Genomic DNA, 17,377 nt, shown 5'->3' with positions numbered 1-17,377 from the left:
GTTTATACCACTACTTTTTCCGCTTTAAAGAATAATAGCTCCAAACCAGTATCCCTTAAGTATAATATCATTCCATATAAAGCGGAAATATCTGATAAATTTCCTTCGATGAGGGTATTACCCTCGTCTTTATATTTTATATCTAACCCCTCATAATAATCAAACATCCAGGAGTCAATATGCCCTTTTATTTGCAAACATACTTTCCAAGCATATTGTTCTTTATCTTCATTGATATCCATAATCAAACCTCCATTTCAGTTATCCCCAATTATTCATAAGAAACTCTGCTACCATCACTAAGACCATCTACTTGGGGATTTGTTATTACTAAATCATTTTTACTTAATCCTTCCTTAATTACCACATCTCTTCTACTCTCGATACCAGTAATAACTTCTTGCACCTTAGCTCGGTTATTATCCACTATAAACAAGGCATCTTCTCCTTCGTACGTGAATAAAGCATTTTTAGGAACTGCTAATACATCAGATTCTTCCTTGGTAATAAACTCTACATCTAGCTTATATCCAGGTGCTAAGTTTGCTCCCTCTGGAATGTCTGGTAATATTGTTATTTTCACTCTTTCTTCTTCAAGTCCAAGTGGAGAGTAGCTCTCTTTGGCATATGGAGATATTCCAATTACTTTACCAGCAAAAACTAAATCCTCATTCCTACGTTCAAAAGTTAGATTTACTGATAAACCATTATATAAATCATTTACATCCTGGGTAAGAACTGTACTTTCCACTAGCAATTCACTATGACCATCAATAGGCAATAGCTTCATAATTGCAGTTTGTGGATTACTAATCTCACCTTCTTTTACATCTACACTTGCTATGACTCCATCTATAGGAGCATAAATATTATGAGAATTCTTTTGGTGTAAAAGCATGTTTTTTCTTGCTATAATAGCTTCTTTTTCATTGGCTAAAGACACTGTATTCTGCTTCAAATCAAATTCGGCTAATTTTAAAGCCTCTTCTGCTTCCTCTATTTCTACAGTAGGAATAGCCCCTTTCTCATATAGAGCTTTCATCCTTTCATAATTCTTTTCAGCAACATCTAAGTTATTTTCTAATATCCTAGTGTTTAATTCTTTTTTATTACTAATAGATCTAAGATTAGATTCTAATTCATTCAACTTATAATTTAGCTCTGTATCCTCTAATGTTGCTAAAAGCTCACCTTTACTTACTTTTGAGCCTTCTGCCACCATAATATTATTTATGGTGGCACTATACATTGAGTAGATATTTCTTTTATCTTCTGATACTAATTCTCCAGTTTCATTAAAACTTACATCTATATCGCCACTTTCAATTTTTTGAACATCTACATTTATCCCCTGTGTCACCTGAGCTACAATAATAGCTACAAACACCACCCCTACTATTATCCCCAAAACAACTTTCCACTTAGTTTTCATAATTAAACCTCCCCTTTCGTCTGTTATTCTCTAGATTTTAAAACTTCAACCAAATCCAACTCTTTTATCTTCTTTAAAGCAAATCGCTGTGCAAACCATATAGAAAACACAGTTAGCAATATCCCCATTGCAATCGCTTGTATAGATATATCTGTAGGCATAGCATACATATCAGTACTAAATTCTGTAGCAAACCCTGCCTGAAGCAATTTAGCTAATGGTGCTCCTGCAAGCATTGCAAAGAAACTTAAAAACCACTGTTCAAAAGATATAACTGATAATACCTCTTTGTTGGTCATTCCTAAAACCTTCATTGAGGCTAATTCTCTATTACGTTCTGAAAGAATAATATAGTTAGAAATATAAACAATAGCAAAACTAAATATCATTCCAAGCATTACATATAAATAAATAATTCCTCCAGCAGCTTCCCAAGTATCATGTGAACTTTGAATTAATTCACTTCTAGTATCTATACCAGCAATAAAATCACTTTCCCTATAACTATTACGCAGACTAGATATTACTTGCTTTTCACTGTCATCAACCTTAATCATAAATGATGTAGCAAAACTTCCTTGGCCCATTAATTGCTCTAATTCAGATAATTCCATATATGCATTCATGCCTATATATTGAGGTATTATCTTAGTTACACTTATTTTTACGGACTCATCAACATCTCTCATAAATGGACTTTCAAGTTTAACGGTGCTCCCTACCTTTAATCCCAAATTACTAGCTAAGCGTTCGGAAATAATAAAATCATTCTCTTTTAGATATATTCGATTTTTATCAGAATCCCTAATATTGTATAACTGACTATCACTAGTATTTCCTAGTAAAAGGATATCTTCTTCAAACCATTTATTAGATAATGTAACTGGCACCTCAGCTAACGGTTCTACTAGGGTAATCCCATTGTATAGTTCTAGTTCTTGCTGCACTGTTTTTCTTTCTAGTGGATTAACCAAACTTACTTTAGCATCATAAACCTCTACCTCTTCATACTGATAGAATAAAAATCTAGGCATTGCATCAAATGCTAATGACCAAGTAAAAGCTACTAGTGCTGTACTAACCATAATACCGATAAAAATAAGAGCACTCCTACTACGACTTCTACCTAAGTTTCTAATTGCCATTTTGCCCTGAATAGTAAGCATTTCAGAGAAAAAGTTTAGTTTTTCTAAAAAGTTCTTTTTACCTGATACTGGTGCAGGTGGTCTCATTGCCTCCGCAGGCTCTAGCTCAAGTGCATTTTTACAACCAATATACCCTGCAAAACCCAATACTATCAAACAAAAAAGAATACCGATAAATAAATATGATAAAGAAAACCCTTCATAGATTTCTGGCAAGTAGAAAAAGTCATATAGTAATGTAGTTAATGGATTAGCAAGCCACATTCCTAACAAACCACCAATGAGGCCTCCGACAAAACCTAAAACTAAAGCGTATGAAAGGTAATGAGTAAAAATCTCACGATTTGTATAACCAAAAGCCTTCATAATCCCTATTTGTACACGTTGTTGTTCAACTAAACGCTTTAATAAAATAAAGATGATGAATCCAGCTATTGAAAATATAACCAGCGGGAAAAATGTAGCTAGTGACTCTATAACTTCTATTTCTTCTATTAGCATAAAGTGACTAGTATGATCTGCGCGTGGATAAATATTTGTTACCCCATAGGCCTCGAGTTCTAATTCCAATTTATCTTTTACTGTATCAAAATCAGCACCCGGTTCTAGAGTAAATACCACATCATTAACTCTACCCTGAGTATCAGGAAACATACTCCACATTGTTTCTAGTGGTATATGTGCTGCTCCAAACTGTTCCGGATTAGGTAGTAAATCAGTTTCTGTTCTTATCATGTAGACAAACTCTGGGCTTAGTGATATACCATTAAAAATAATTTCTTGGTTTCTGCCACCTGTTATAATATTTAACTTATCACCTATTTTTAACTCATGAGCCTTCACAAAAGCAGTATCTAACCAAACATATGGTTGTCTGTTTACAATGTTCTCACCCTTTTGTAGCCTAGCATCATTAAGCCTATAGGTAGCATCTAGGTTTAAAGAAACTAATCTAAGATATATATTTCTATCACTATCCTCATTAAGTCTGATCTCCTTTACTACCCTACCACTTACATTTTCAATTCCTTCTATCCGTGAAAGTCTTTCTAAATTACTTTTAGGCATAGATGATAATTCTATAAAACCATCTGCAAAATTCTGTTCTTCATATAATTCGTTTTTTGCAATTTTTAAATTTTCAGTAGCAATAGAACATGCCATAAAAGTAATAAGACCAATAACAATAAGCACTAAATACGCTATATATGAACCTTTATTGCTTAAAATATCGCGAAACATTTTTTTCCAAAACATTACCAGCTCACCTTCTCCGGATCAATGGGTTCTTCATTCACTTTCACCCATTCAATCAATCCATCCTTTAAGTACACCACCCGATCTGCCATCTGACTAATATCGGCATTGTGAGTAATAATAACAACTGTTTTATTATAAATATTACAAAAGTCACGTAGTATCTTTAAAATCTGCTTTCCAGTAGGCAAATCTAAAGCACCTGTAGGCTCATCACATAACAGCAGTGTGGGATTTTTAGCTAATGCTCTTGCTATAGCTACTCTTTGTTGTTCTCCCCCTGAAAGCTGTGAAGGAAAATGGTCTCCACGTTCGCTTAGCCCAACTTTTTCTAGCAACTCTTTTATATCAAGCGGATCTTTGCAAATTTGAACTGATAAATTCACATTTTCCTCAGCTGTTAAGTTAGGCATTAAATTATAAAATTGAAAAATAAAGCCAACCTCATTACGTCGATACTGAATAAGTTGATCATCACTAGCTTTATGAAGCTTTAAATCACCAAAGTAAACCTCACCTGCACTTGGTTTATCCATTCCACCAATTATATTTACTAAAGTACTTTTTCCCGAACCACTATGACCTAAAACAACAACAAGTTCACCATCATATAGTGTAAAATCAACCCCTCTTAGAGCATAAACCTCTACTTCACCCATCTTATATTTCTTCTTAATGTTTTTTACCCTCAATAACTCATTTGCCATATTTCACACTCCTTTCTCTTGTTAACTTCTTTAAATAAACAATAAAATAAAAAAAGGTTTGTTTGACCTGACAAAAGTAAGGTTAGGCCAAACAAACCTTTTGAAATTTTTAAGATTGTTGTTTGGTTTATGGTTGTCAAATGGAATTAAATATGTCTACTTTACCTATCTTCATCCAAGTATGTTAAATCAACATATTATATGAATTTTGATAAGAATACTTTATTAAAATATAATGAAACTATAAGCATTAAGAAAATATTTTGTAAAAACAAATATACGGAGGTCAAATTGGAAGAAATAAGTATTTTTGAAACATCACAGATAAAACACCTGCATTTTATAGGAATAGGTGGCATTAGCATGAGTGGTTTAGCTCAAATAATGTTAGATTCAAACTATACAGTATCAGGTTCTGATATTAAAAAATCTGATATTACTGAAAAGCTTGAAAAAAAAGGTATAAAGGTCTATATATCACATAGTGAAGATAATGTTAAAGAAGCTGATTTGGTTGTTTATACAGCTGCAGTTAAAGAAAATAATCCTGAGTTATTAAAGGCAAAACAGTTAAAAATCCCTACTATTGAGCGTAGTGTTTTACTAGGAGAGTTATCAAAAAATTATGATTTGAATATTGCTGTTTCTGGTACACATGGTAAAACTACAACAACTTCAATGATAGCAACTATATTATTGGAAGCTTCATTTGATCCTACTATACATATAGGAGGCGAACTAAATTTAATTGATGGCACTACCAAGATGGGTGGTAATAAGTATTTTGTGACTGAAGCCTGTGAATATAATGAGGGTTTTGTAAAACTAGATCCATATATAGGTTTAATTCTAAATATTGAGAACGAGCATCCTGACTTTTTTCAAAATATAGAAGAAATAAAAAATACTTTTATTAAGTTTGCCTTACAAATATCAAAAAATGGCTATCTTATAGCATGTATTGATGACTATAATACAGCCTCAATTTTAAAAGAATTACCTTGCAATGTAATTACTTATGGAATAAAGTCTAAAAATGCAGATTGGACTGCTTCAAATATAAAGTTTAATGACAAGGGTTGTGCTAGCTTCAATCTTGTTAAAAACAATACAATGATTACTAATATTAATTTGAATGTACCTGGATTACACAATGTGAGCAATAGTTTAGCTGCCATTTCTGCAGCAGATGTGCTTGGTTGTGATGTTGAATATATTAAGCAAGGGTTATTAAAGTTTTCAGGAGCTAATAGACGGTTGGAGATAAAAGGAGTTATAAATGATATTAAAGTTATTGACGATTACGCTCATCATCCATCTGAAATTAAGGTAACATTAAATGCTGCTAGAAATTTTTGTGATTCAACAATTTGGTGTGTATTTCAGCCCCATACTTATTCGAGAACGAAAGCTTTTTTAGATGATTTTTCAGAATCATTTAGTGATGCTGATATAACTATAGTATCTGATATTTACGCAGCTCGAGAACAGGACCCAGGCGATATTCATTCAAGTACATTATCTAATAAGATTAATTTAGTGGGCAATAAGTCAACATACATATCCGACTTTGCTTCAATAGTTAAGTATCTACAACATAATGTATCTCCAGGTGATGTAATAATTACAATGGGCGCTGGGGATATCTACAACGTTGGAGAAATGTTCTTAAATAATAAGACTAATTAAAGTAGTTAATTTCAAAGTATTTTATAGAGGTGATAGTATTTTACATGAACTATTTAGACCTACAGCACAACTTAAAATATCGTTGACACCTGAATGCAATAATGATTGTCCAATTTGCCTTAATAAAACGACAAGAACTAGGAATGATGAAACAAATAGGCGCCTTTCAGTAAATAAGATAAGACAATTAATTGATGAAGCTTCTGATATAGGGATGGTTGGTGTTTATTGGACTGGCGGTGAGCCTCTCATGGAGTATAAAAACTTATTACATTTATCTGAGTATTCGTCTAAAAAAGGTTTACTTCCAACAGTTATAACCAATGGTGGCCTTATTGGAGCTTATGGCAATTATAAAAAACAAAATCAGATGCTACTTAATAAAGCTGGTTTGTTTGACTTAGATACTAGTCAGATAGTTAAATCATTAAAAGATTCAGGTATTATAAGGGTGTATTTTAGTATAGATAGTAGTCATACAACACTAGAAAGTGTTTATTCTGATGTATATAATGTTGTTCCTACAGAAGCTGTATCTAGAGCAATAATTGCTTTTCTAGATGAGGGGTATGGTAAAAAACATAATTTAGATGCAATTGGTCACCAACTAAGAGTAACAGCAACTTCAAGTGGTTTGTTAACTAAACCAACAAATAAAATTGTTGAAGATGTAATGCGTAAAGTAGGATTAAAATTGAAAGAAGAATTATCTGTTAATGCTAGTATTTATAAAAATGAAAAGGGACAAGTCTTCTTAAGACGTTTAAATGTAGCTAGTCTAGGAGATGCAGAAAACTTTGATGATAATATTTTAGAGAATAAAAAAGGTGAAAAATTATTTGATATTCAATGTCCACATTTTATTCCAAGAGAGAAAGCATATGATGATGGAAAACATCATGGTGATTTATTTATAGATTATGATGGAATAGTATATACATGCGGGAATCATGCTTATCCAGTAGGTGATGTTTATGAAGAATCTCTAGTATCTATTATAGACGGAATTAATAACCCAAGTAACGATGGGAATTTTAGCTTAACAAGAAATGTTTATCACTCATTATTAGTACTATCGAGGCATACGGGAATTAAAAATATAGCTATAGGCGAAGCTTTACGAATGATATATTCAGAGAATCCGGAGTTGGTTCATAATATTCAAACACAATGTGGTGCCTGCAGTAGCTTAGGCCATAGGAAGGATTTACAGCAAGCATTTTTAAAGGCTTTCGATAAGCATTATACTTAAGAAGTGTTTATTTTGAATAAACCTACTTTTTCGAGAATGTTTTAGATTCCGTGTAAATGACATCAATTAACAAAAAAGAGTTGGTCATTTATGATGGAATCTAAAGACATGAATTTAAAAGAATTTGCTAATGGATGTCGTAGTGTAGAAGACGTCCAAGTAAAGCTTAAGGAACTATCTACTCTAAAGCCTTAAACACCACCACTAATACCTAAACCTTTTTTAAATCCGTGCGCCTTTACCTAACCCTATACTTTTTTCTAAACCTCAAGCCATATTAACCCCCCTTTAACTTCTTCTATACAATTAATGTATCTCTAATTACTCTATATCGCAGAAAAAACGCCTCTAGTGTATGTAATTTCAACCTTGTAATTATCTACTTATTCTTTTCTCCTAACTGAAAAAGCTGCATCTATATCTATATATCAATAAATATATAGGCTTATTGCTATGTAACATTAGAAAAGTTCTGTTTCTAGTATCGAATATTGGCTTGATAATTTGCTAATTGTTATATAGACAGAATTTGACCATGTAAAATAAAAATTGGCAACCGCTTTGTTAAATATTAAAATAAGGAAATACAGTGAGCTTATGTTTAGGAGGTTTTTATGCAAAAATTAGGTTGGCTATTTTGGCTATCAGTATTTTTAATTCTGTTATCTATTTTTTTCTTTTCTTTAAATTATATAATCTTTAAAGATTTAGAATTTATTTATAGTTTTATCCTAGTAGAGCTAGGATTCCTATCAATTAGTGTTTTGCTATTTACTATTGTTTTAGAACGTCTATTGACTTATATAGCTAATAAGGAAAAGACTCTAAAACTAAACACTTTAATTGGTGTTTTTTTTAGTGATATAGGTACAGATTTATTACGTCATTTTACTAAATTTGATTTAAATTCTGAAGAACTAGAAAAAAACTTCGTTTAAACAAATCTTGGCAGAGCAGTGATTTTACAAAAGTGAGAAGAGAAATAAAAGGCAGCAACATTCCAGTAGATATTAATGTAGAAAACTTAAAGGATTTAAAAGATTTTTTACATGCTAATAGACCGCATTTACAGAGATTTTTAGAAAACCCTAATTTGTTTGAACATGATAGTTTTTCGCTTATGCTTCGCTCGTTATACCATTTGGTTGAAGAGCTTGGTTATCGAGTAAATTTAGAACAATTACCTGAAAGTGATATAAAACATTTGGAAAATGATATAAAAAGAGCTTACATATCTGTTCTTTTTGTATGGTTAAATTATCTTGAACATTTGAATCAGAATTTTGATTATATGTTTTCACTAGCAATCCGCACTAATCCTTTTGTATCAGATATCTCTGTAGTAATTACTGATGAAGACAGGTAAAAATAAAGACGCTTTTTTCTTTATAATATGTTCTTTGTAGATATAACATAAATGTAGAAAGTGCGTTCCAAACCAAAAATTCTTGCATGTTTTGTTGGAATTATAGTTTCTTCTTAGTGTTATGTGGTTTAATTATTTTTTGCTTATTAGATTAAATGGCCACCAATTATTTTCTCCAAGTAAAGTTGCAACTGCAGGGATAAAAACAGGTAACAATATTATTGTATATAATGTTAGGCCAATTATAATCCATGCACCTATTTGTAATAAAGATAGTATTCCTGATAGCATCATTGCAGCAAAACTAGCTGATAAAATTGTAGCAGCTGAAAAAACAGGTTTACCTACTCTTTTCATGGAAATTAACATTGCTTTTTTAACATTCTCATTAGTTATTTTATCTTGCTTAGTTATTTCTTCATTGAATCTTGACATTAAAAATATTGAGTAATCTACCCCTAGTGACATTAACATAACAAAAGCAAAGAAAGGTACCGACCACATTATACCTGGATAACCAAGGATGTTTATAAAAATAAAATTCAACAACTGCTTGAGATGCTATATAAGTTACACCTAATGAAATTAAAGCGTAAATCGGCATTATAAAGGACTTGAATAATACAGATAGTACAATAAAAATTCCAATAAGCATAAAAATTGAGGTTTTTAAAAAATCTTCACTTGATAAATTTTTCAAATCTCTATTATTGCTTGGTAGTCCATCTACTGCAATTTGACTGTTTTCATATGGTGTGTTTTTTAGAGTAAATGTAGCTACCTGTTCAATTTCATCTACTATTTCCATAGATCTTTCTTCATAGGGATTAGTATCACTTATAATATGAAACATAGTTACTTTTTTATTAGGAGTCCCATAATCATTCCAAGCACTAGGGAAATCCTCTTTATATATTTGTTCAGGAACAAAAAAGCCGGCTAATACATTCTCTTTTTGGTTAGAAATTTCTAATATATAATCTTGTAACATATTTAGACCTAAATTAATTTCATCTAACCCCGTTTTTATTTCATTTAATGCATTTTTCATATTTTTTAAACCTATTATTAGTTCTTGGTATTCTTGAATTAATTTTTCCTGACCTTCAATTAATTTTTTAATGTTTTGATTTATCTTTTTAGTTCCTTCTTCTAATTCTTCTAGCCCTTGAGAAATCTCCTCTAATCCTTCAACTAATTTTTCAGTTTCATACAAATACTCTTCTAGTTTTTCTAATAACGGATTTAAAAGTTCATTATCTTCTCCACGTATAATGTTTGCAATAGTATTTAAAATGCTATTTATTTTATCTATTTTTTGGTAATAATATTCAATTTCTTTGTTAACTTGTTTTATTTCATCTGTTATTACTTCTATTCCTTCATTAGTTTCAGCAATTCCTTTTGTTATCTCGTGGCTTCCTTTTTTTATTTCTTGAGTGCCTTCTAACATTTTTTTTAGATTTTTTTCACCGACTTTTATATCTTCTACAGCTGTCTCTAATTCTTGCGAAATTTTATAAACAGCATTTCTACTTTCATGAATCCCATCTTTTATTAAGTCTAATTCATTCGCTATTTCTTTAGCATGATAAGTTGTTTGTAGTTCCTCTATCTTTTCCCCTTCAAATCTAGTAAGGCTTCTAACTTCTTCAACATCATCAATCTTTAACAAATTTTCAGATATAAGCTCTACATAAGAAATTCGTTCTGAATCATCCCATGTTGGATTTTTAGCTTCAACTAATAAAGTAGAATAAAAGAAATCCCCTTTTCCAAAAGCGTCTTCAATTAGATCAAAAGCCTTTACTGATGCATAATCTTTGTTTAATTCATCTAAAACATGAAAAGACCTCTCATTATCAAAAGCTATAAATAAAGGTACTATTACTATAGTTATAATAATTAATGATTTTAATTGTTGAGAAGTAGAGAATGCACCAATTTGTCCCCACAGCTTATGGTTAATATTTTGTTTTTGTGCATTTGCTGGCCAAAATACTTTTTTACCGAATATAACTAAGAAAAAAGGTAGCCATATCCAAATGGCAATGACTAATGAGACAATTGCTATAGCTACTCCAACTCCAGATTGGTAGAGGTTAAAATCAGCTAAACCTATTGCCAAAAACCCCACAAAACCAGTAAAAGCACTTGAAAGTATAGTACTTCTAGTATACTTAAAGGTTTTTTGCATGGCTTTAAAGTCAGAATTGTTTTTAGATAACTCTTCTTGGTAGCGTTTCATTAGTAAGATTATATAGTCAGTACCAACAGCAAAAGTTATAGTTAAAATAAATACTTGAGTAAAATTAGATACAGGAAAACTAAAATTTTCTATAAGTAATGCTACAATTGAAACACTAAAAAAATATGAAGCTCCTAGAGTGATTAGGGTATTAAGGGGGCAATAGGAGAGCGAAAAACAATTAATAAAACTATGTACACTAAAGCTACTGTAAAGTATTCAATAGCACCTAATCTATCTTCAGTAGTAGATAAAACATCATCATCAATAATTGTTGAACCAGTAATATAGAGCTCCAAGTCATCTATTTGACTTATACCTTCTAAATCATCTCTTATAAAAGAAATCTCACTTGTTTCCATATTTACTTCAATTATTACAATTAGAAAATTTTGTGATTCTGAGACCAGTAATTTTTTTTGGGTTTGTCCTTCAAATGGAGAGATTATACTATGAATATCTAGAAACTCTGCTTGGTTTAAATCACTTAAAGTTTTTTCTATTTCATCTTTATAATCTAAAGCATTATTTTCGTGTTTATAAACTAAAAGTATTTCTTCCCCTGAGAAACCTTCATTGTCTTGTAGTAAATTATCGGCAATTTGTGTTGGATAATCTTCGGGTATTATAAATTGTCCATGTTTTCTAACTAACATGTCAATATCAGGTGAAAACAGACCCAGTAAAATAGTTAAAAATGTCCATAATAAAACTAGTCCATATATCCGGATGTAAAGAGGTTTCATAAGTTGCCCTCCAAACCAACAAAAAACACCTTTAAATTTACCTGATTTAAAAATATTTATAAAAAGGTTATTACATATTACTAAATCTGTCTAGAAAGGGACTGTTTAATTATTGACGAATAAAATATTCCATATAGCACTACAAACTTAAGTTCTAAAAAAATATACTAATAAGGGAAAATAAAAACCCTTAACATATGTTGTAAACATATATTAAGGGTTTGGTTCTGCTGCAAATAAGTAAAGTGATAAGCTTTCTAAATATTTAATGATGAAAGCTTATCTTGTTGAGGAACCCCCTGCTCATCCCATCCTCTAATTGCATAATAGCTCTTAAGTGCCGCTTCGACCGTTGATTCATCTAGATCTTTAACTCCATCTGCGGGTATAAAAAACTTCTTAGGAAATTTAGAGTCATCTGGATGTTCCCCTTCTGCTAAATTATAGAGTTTTATTAGGTTCCATGTTCTTTCTCCACTCTGCATTAGTTCAATAGGACTCATATCAATGCCAGTCGCAACTGAATAAGCTTCAGCCAAAAAAGTGGGCCCCATGGCATTTAAAATAGGAGGTCGGATACAAATCCCTAAACTATTAAAGACGGTAATCAAGTCTTCAGACCATTTTCCCATTTTAGGAATGTTTACCCTACTGTTTTCAAGATCAATAATTTCTTTCTTTAAACTAGCAGGAACTATATCTGCTTGCTCATAATATTCTACTGGGAATTTAAATGCTTCCCATAACATATCTGAAGAGGTAAGATTAAACCGAAGGTTTTCAAATGGGTTTCTACACCGCAGATGGTCACCACCACGAATATTACTCAACATACCAAAGCTATAAGTAGACCAGCGCCCGCGTGGGTCTATCATGGGAATCTCTAAATTTTTAATCTGCATAGCATATCCATCACTATTTAATAATTTCTCTGCCTCTGCAGATCCCTTTGCAAGAATTTTGCCAATACCATTACCCAAAGCAATATCCGTAAGTAATTGGATAAATGCTTCCTCATCACCCCATTGTAAAGAATAACCAATCTCTTCTTTGCTCAACTTTCCGTCTTCATAAAGATTAAATGCCATGGCCACAGTGCTTCCTGCACTAACCATATCCATTCCAAAACGCTGACATAGTTCAGTAGCTTTGAAACTAGCTTCAGCACTTAAACTACATTGTGCACAAAAGGTAATGGTAGGGGTAATCTCAAGTGCTTTAAGCTGATCACCTTGATATTTACCCTTATTAATATCAACCATATGTCCACATGCAATCCAACAGGACTCACAAGTCATATGACTTCGACTATAGAGCTCTAGTAAATTTTTACCGTATTTTTCAGCCCATTCCGGAATAGTTTGCCCCGAAAAATTGCGCGTTGGTAAGGCACCAAATTTTCCATAAGCTGCTGATGCACCAAGAGTTCCAAACTGTTTAAATGGTTTATGAAAAGGTGAATTTCGTACCATTTGACGAGCAGTTTTGCAAATATTTTTGTATTTATCAGGATCAGCAGTGCTAACTTTTTTATTAGAATTAACAATAATTGCTTTTAAATTTTTTGATCCCATCACAGCACCCAATCCGGTTCGCCCCCAAGCATCATTTCGACCATTCTGAATTGAGGCATATCGGACCAAATTCTCACCCGCATTTCCAATTGTTGCAATTGAAGACTTCGGATATTCAGTTTCTAATAATTCCGTACATTCCCAAGCGTCAATTCCCCAAAGTTTAGTAGCATCCTTGAATTGCACATCTTGTTCAGAAAGGACTAAATAAACTGGTTGATCTGACTGACCAGTAAGTACAATAGTATCATAACCAGCCCTTTTTAGATTTCCTCCGAAGAAAAAGCCAGAATTAGAAGTGCCAAAACGTCCTGTAAGAGGAGATTTAGCTGATGCTTCGGTACGTGAACCCGTTGGAAATCCTGTCCCAGTTAGGGTGCCAGCAGAAAAAACCAAGATATTTTCTGGTCCTAATGGGTCCACAGCTTTATTTTTTAAACGTTCATAAATGAGCTCTGCATTTACCCCCATACCACCTAAAGTTCTTTTACTTTGTTCTTGGTTTAAATAATATACTTTTGAATTATGAGTACTAAGATTTATTTCAATAATTTTGATAGTTTGCATTATACAACCCCTTTCCTCCACGGAATCTAAAATTCATTGTTAATTATTACGTTCTATAATTTATTATAACGTTATTTTTGTATAGGCAACAAATTAATATAGTAAAAGATGTAGGTTATTTTTCAAATAATAAAACCGCTATTATTAATAAATAACGGTTTTATTTAATGACTTTAAACTTTAAAAATAGTATTTAAATCTATTTTTATTTACACTGCTTTTTCTACTCCCACTCAATAGTTCCGGGAGGTTTTGAAGTGATATCGTATGCTACTCTGTTAATTCCATCTACTTCATTCACTATTCTCCTAGCCATTGTATCTAATAGTTCATACGGTAACCTAGCCCACTTAGCTGTCATGGCATCCTCACTAGTTACTGCACGAATTATGATAGGATAAGCATATGTTCTAGCACTATCTTTAACACCTACGCTTCTAACCGGAGGCAAAACCGCAAAAGCCTGCCAAATATCCTTATTTAATCCTGCATTTTTTATTTCTTCTCTAACTATTGCATCTGCTTCTTTTAATATTTCAAGCTTTTCTTTGGTTACTTCTTCAAGTACTCTAACCCCTAAACCTGGACCAGGAAATGGTTGTCTCCAGACTATTTCTTCGGGTAAACCTAGCTTTTCACCAATTACTCTTACCTCATCCTTAAATAACAAGCGCAGAGGTTCAATTAAATCAAATTGCATATCATCGGGAAGCCCACCAACATTATGATGACTCTTTATAGTTTGGTTGGTCTTAGTACCACTTTCTATAATATCAGAATATACAGTACCCTGAACTAAGTAATCAATTTGTCCTAGTTTGCTTGCTTCTTCTTCAAAGACTCTTATAAATACTTCACCAATTATTTTTCTTTTGGTTTCAGGGTCATTTACACCTTTTAGCCTAGATAAAAATCTCTCCTCAGCATCAGCATAAACTAAATTCATCTCCTTTTTATCCTTAAAGGTTACAACAACATCATCTATTTCACCTTTACGCATTAACCCATTGTTTACAAATACACATATTAACTGATCACCAATAGCTTTATGAACTAAGGCAGCAGCAACAGAAGAATCTACTCCGCCACTAAGTCCACACAGAACTTTTTTATTACCTACTTTTTTACGAACATCATCTACTACTTCATCTATAAAATCGGCTAAGTTCCAATCTCCTTTTAAATTGCAAATTTTAAATAAAAAGTTTTTTAATATTTGTGTACCATTGTTGGTGTGCTTTACTTCTGGATGGAATTGAACCCCGTAAATTTTACGTTTCGAATCATTTATGGCAGCAATTTTACTGCTACTGCTAGAAGCTGTAACAATAAATCCTTCCGGTACTGAAATAATAGAATCACTTTGATTGATCCAAACTGAGAACTCGTTTTCTAGTCCATCCAATAATTTATCTTTTACTAAAATATTTAAATCACTAATATCATATTCATTAGCTATACTTGTGTTTATTTCTCCACCGAAATATTCAGTTAGAAGTTGCATACCATAACAGATGCCTAGTATAGGGATTTCCATCTCGAAAATTCGAGGATCACATTTTATAGCATCCTCGGCCATTATATTTAATGGACCTCCAGTTAATATTAATGCACTAGGGTTTTTTGCTATAATCTCTTCGTATTTTATATCATAAGGTACCACTTCACTATATACTGAAAGCTCCCTAACCCTACGAGCAATTAATTGATTATTCTGTCCACCAAAGTCTAAAACTAATACTAATTCTTTATTCAATATTTTACACCTCTACTCCTTATATACTGATGGTTTTAATATACATACATCTGGAAGATTTCTATATTTTTCCGCATAGTCTAAACCATAACCAACAATAAATTCATCTGGAATTGAAAAACCTATGTAATCAGGATCAATGTTGCTTTTCCTGCGTGCTGGCTTGTCCAACAAGCAACAAACCTTAACACTTTTGGGACCTCTCCTTTTTAGCACTTCTACTATATATTCCAATGTTAAACCAGTATCGACTATATCCTCAATAATTAATACATTTTTGCCTTCTATAGAACTATCTAAATCTTTTTCTATACGAACTACACCTGATGAGACAGATGATGCACCATAACTAGATACATCCATAAAATCTACTTCAACAGCTATATCCATTTTCCTTATTATATCAGCCATGAAAACAAACGCACCTTTTAATATGCCAACCACCAAAAGATTTTCACTTTTATAATCTTCATTTATTTTTTTAGCTAATTCGGCAACCTTATTTTCAACCTCTTCCTTAGAAAATAGTATGTCCACATCTCTAGATACCAAAGTACTACCCCCTCAATAAAACCTTATACTATAAAGCATAATTTACTAATTATTTTTAATTTTATTATACACAAATATTTTTACCAATAATTAACAATATTAAAATATCTTTAGAATAATAGTTTAGTTTTACATCATTACCTTATTTTAAACTAATCTCATTTTATTACAAATACATTTCTAAAAATAATAACAGCTTTCCCATTTAAAAAAGGGGCCTTTTATTCAAGGCCCCTTTTACAATTTGTTAGTTATCTGGTGGTTTTATATTTGTTTTTTTACCTATATCTTTAAAGGATAAAGAAATTTCTAGCTGTGTTTTCTCATTGTTTATATTCGTGGCGTTTAGTGTTGCTTTTTTAACATAACGTTTTTTATAATCTATCCAAATTTCATATTGAAAGTCCTTCCAGAGATTTTCTAATAGTTGACTTTCAATCGAAGGGGTACACTTTACTACTAAACATTCTTTTCCATCTACACCTTCAAAACCAAGTTTTTCAACATTGCCTAAATCTTTAAATTTCAAATTAGACAAAGGGTTGAGTTCTGATATCAGGAGTTCCTCAGCATTGGAAGTATCACTTTCTATTACTAACCATTTTTCTGAATAGGAATCATAGTTGTAGATAGTCCCATCGTAGTAATAAATATCAATCGGTGTGTTAACCATCTCCCCCCTTATGTGTGTATTGTCACCTGATTTCTCACCTTCTACCTGACTGATCACCTCCTTACGACCATCAACTATAAATGTTGATGTTATGTTGTATTTATAATCATTAACCGCGGCCATATTTTTTATCGTTTCCTCAAGTTCTATGGCTGCATCAAGTTGTGATTTAACATAATAATCGTGGATACGTTGACCAGACAATAGTCCACCTATAATTAAAACTATAAGTATACCAATTAATATTTTGCCCCTAGTTATCCCTCTCACCCCTTATGGAATTATTCTTTTTTTACTTGAGTAGTACATTGTATTATTAGTTTTGTTATTATATTCTCATATCTTCGCAAGAAGTTTATTCCAATAGAATACATTATGTCCTATTTAAAAATACTTTACTTAAAAGGAGTGTT

At 31.8% G+C, this 17,377-nt stretch carries 14 protein-coding genes and 1 pseudogene; 4 read left to right on the top strand and 11 right to left on the bottom strand.

Going from position 1 to position 17,377, the window contains the following annotated elements:
- Nucleotides 1-2: 2 nt before the first annotated feature.
- The 4 genes from SYNTR_RS00900 to SYNTR_RS00885 are packed head-to-tail and all read right to left on the bottom strand — an operon-like array spanning nucleotide 3 to nucleotide 4,541.
- The gene (locus tag SYNTR_RS00900) at nucleotides 3-242 is read right to left on the bottom strand and encodes a hypothetical protein (protein ID WP_156202739.1); all 240 of its coding nucleotides are present in this window, start codon (nucleotides 240-242) and stop codon (nucleotides 3-5) included.
- 29 nt (nucleotides 243-271) lie between these two features.
- Nucleotides 272-1,432, bottom strand: a complete 1,161-nt coding sequence (locus SYNTR_RS00895) for an efflux RND transporter periplasmic adaptor subunit (protein WP_156202738.1) — start codon at nucleotides 1,430-1,432, stop codon at nucleotides 272-274.
- Between the two features lie 23 nt (nucleotides 1,433-1,455).
- Nucleotides 1,456-3,834 carry an ABC transporter permease gene (locus SYNTR_RS00890; protein WP_156202737.1) on the bottom strand — a complete coding sequence of 793 codons (2,379 nt, stop codon included), beginning with the start codon at nucleotides 3,832-3,834 and terminating at the stop codon, nucleotides 1,456-1,458.
- Entirely contained in the window at nucleotides 3,834-4,541 is a 708-nt protein-coding gene (locus SYNTR_RS00885) for an ABC transporter ATP-binding protein (protein ID WP_156202736.1), read from the bottom strand. The genes SYNTR_RS00890 and SYNTR_RS00885 overlap by 1 nt, the downstream gene beginning before the upstream one ends.
- A gap of 363 nt (nucleotides 4,542-4,904) precedes the next feature.
- Here SYNTR_RS00885 and murC point away from each other — a divergent pair, with 363 nt between their 5' ends.
- The 4 genes from murC to SYNTR_RS00865 all read left to right on the top strand — a co-directional run bounded on the left by murC (nucleotide 4,905) and on the right by SYNTR_RS00865 (nucleotide 8,848).
- A complete protein-coding gene (gene murC, locus SYNTR_RS00880) occupies nucleotides 4,905-6,230 on the top strand; it encodes a UDP-N-acetylmuramate--L-alanine ligase (protein WP_478210245.1) in 1,326 nt (441 codons plus the stop codon).
- 82 nt (nucleotides 6,231-6,312) lie between these two features.
- Nucleotides 6,313-7,482, top strand: a complete 1,170-nt coding sequence (locus tag SYNTR_RS00875; protein WP_197079140.1) for a radical SAM protein — start codon at nucleotides 6,313-6,315, stop codon at nucleotides 7,480-7,482.
- 614 nt (nucleotides 7,483-8,096) lie between these two features.
- Nucleotides 8,097-8,420, top strand: a complete 324-nt coding sequence (locus SYNTR_RS00870; RefSeq protein WP_156202733.1) for a hypothetical protein — start codon at nucleotides 8,097-8,099, stop codon at nucleotides 8,418-8,420.
- A gap of 32 nt (nucleotides 8,421-8,452) precedes the next feature.
- Nucleotides 8,453-8,848: a hypothetical protein gene (locus SYNTR_RS00865; protein ID WP_156202732.1), complete on the top strand. Its 396-nt coding sequence runs from the start codon at nucleotides 8,453-8,455 to the stop codon at nucleotides 8,846-8,848.
- A 132-nt stretch (nucleotides 8,849-8,980) separates the two neighbouring features.
- On the opposite strand, the gene SYNTR_RS11675 is transcribed toward SYNTR_RS00865, so the two are convergent.
- The 7 genes and pseudogenes from SYNTR_RS11675 to SYNTR_RS00830 all read right to left on the bottom strand — a co-directional run bounded on the left by SYNTR_RS11675 (nucleotide 8,981) and on the right by SYNTR_RS00830 (nucleotide 17,234).
- The gene (locus tag SYNTR_RS11675; RefSeq protein WP_279285960.1) at nucleotides 8,981-9,316 is read right to left on the bottom strand and encodes an MMPL family transporter; all 336 of its coding nucleotides are present in this window, start codon (nucleotides 9,314-9,316) and stop codon (nucleotides 8,981-8,983) included.
- The gene (locus tag SYNTR_RS11765; protein WP_338140460.1) at nucleotides 9,267-9,839 is read right to left on the bottom strand and encodes an MMPL family transporter; all 573 of its coding nucleotides are present in this window, start codon (nucleotides 9,837-9,839) and stop codon (nucleotides 9,267-9,269) included. The genes SYNTR_RS11675 and SYNTR_RS11765 overlap by 50 nt, the downstream gene beginning before the upstream one ends.
- A gap of 996 nt (nucleotides 9,840-10,835) precedes the next feature.
- Nucleotides 10,836-11,752 (bottom strand): annotated as a pseudogene (locus SYNTR_RS11665) (MMPL family transporter); the annotation flags it as partial.
- Between the two features lie 347 nt (nucleotides 11,753-12,099).
- Nucleotides 12,100-13,983: an aldehyde ferredoxin oxidoreductase family protein gene (locus SYNTR_RS00845; protein WP_156202728.1), complete on the bottom strand. Its 1,884-nt coding sequence runs from the start codon at nucleotides 13,981-13,983 to the stop codon at nucleotides 12,100-12,102.
- Between the two features lie 223 nt (nucleotides 13,984-14,206).
- Nucleotides 14,207-15,739 carry a glutamine-hydrolyzing GMP synthase gene (guaA, locus tag SYNTR_RS00840; protein WP_156202727.1) on the bottom strand — a complete coding sequence of 511 codons (1,533 nt, stop codon included), beginning with the start codon at nucleotides 15,737-15,739 and terminating at the stop codon, nucleotides 14,207-14,209.
- 12 nt (nucleotides 15,740-15,751) lie between these two features.
- Nucleotides 15,752-16,291 (bottom strand): hypoxanthine phosphoribosyltransferase, encoded by a 540-nt coding sequence (hpt, locus tag SYNTR_RS00835; protein WP_156202726.1) that lies wholly within the window; start codon nucleotides 16,289-16,291, stop codon nucleotides 15,752-15,754.
- Between the two features lie 247 nt (nucleotides 16,292-16,538).
- Nucleotides 16,539-17,234 carry a hypothetical protein gene (locus SYNTR_RS00830; RefSeq protein WP_156202725.1) on the bottom strand — a complete coding sequence of 232 codons (696 nt, stop codon included), beginning with the start codon at nucleotides 17,232-17,234 and terminating at the stop codon, nucleotides 16,539-16,541.
- Between the last annotated feature and the right edge of the window lie 143 nt (nucleotides 17,235-17,377).

Source organism: Candidatus Syntrophocurvum alkaliphilum (genome assembly GCF_009734445.1).
Taxonomy (GTDB): domain Bacteria; phylum Bacillota; class Syntrophomonadia; order Syntrophomonadales; family Syntrophomonadaceae; genus Syntrophocurvum; species Syntrophocurvum alkaliphilum.
This window is presented reverse-complemented; position numbering and strand designations above follow the sequence as displayed.

Excerpts from the sequence above, each read along its gene's own strand:
- SYNTR_RS00885 (WP_156202736.1), bottom strand. The coding sequence starts at position 4,541 with ATGGCAAATGAGTTATTGAGGGTAAAAAACATTAAGAAGAAATATAAG.
- murC (WP_478210245.1), top strand. The coding sequence starts at position 4,905 with ATGAGTGGTTTAGCTCAAATAATGTTAGATTCAAACTATACAGTATCA.
- SYNTR_RS11675 (WP_279285960.1), bottom strand. The coding sequence starts at position 9,316 with ATGTCACTAGGGGTAGATTACTCAATATTTTTAATGTCAAGATTCAAT.
- SYNTR_RS11765 (WP_338140460.1), bottom strand. The coding sequence starts at position 9,839 with ATGTTACAAGATTATATATTAGAAATTTCTAACCAAAAAGAGAATGTA.
- SYNTR_RS00845 (WP_156202728.1), bottom strand. The coding sequence starts at position 13,983 with ATGCAAACTATCAAAATTATTGAAATAAATCTTAGTACTCATAATTCA.
- SYNTR_RS00870 (WP_156202733.1), top strand. The coding sequence starts at position 8,097 with ATGCAAAAATTAGGTTGGCTATTTTGGCTATCAGTATTTTTAATTCTG.
- SYNTR_RS00900 (WP_156202739.1), bottom strand. The coding sequence starts at position 242 with ATGGATATCAATGAAGATAAAGAACAATATGCTTGGAAAGTATGTTTG.
- SYNTR_RS00895 (WP_156202738.1), bottom strand. The coding sequence starts at position 1,432 with ATGAAAACTAAGTGGAAAGTTGTTTTGGGGATAATAGTAGGGGTGGTG.
- SYNTR_RS00890 (WP_156202737.1), bottom strand. The coding sequence starts at position 3,834 with ATGTTTTGGAAAAAAATGTTTCGCGATATTTTAAGCAATAAAGGTTCA.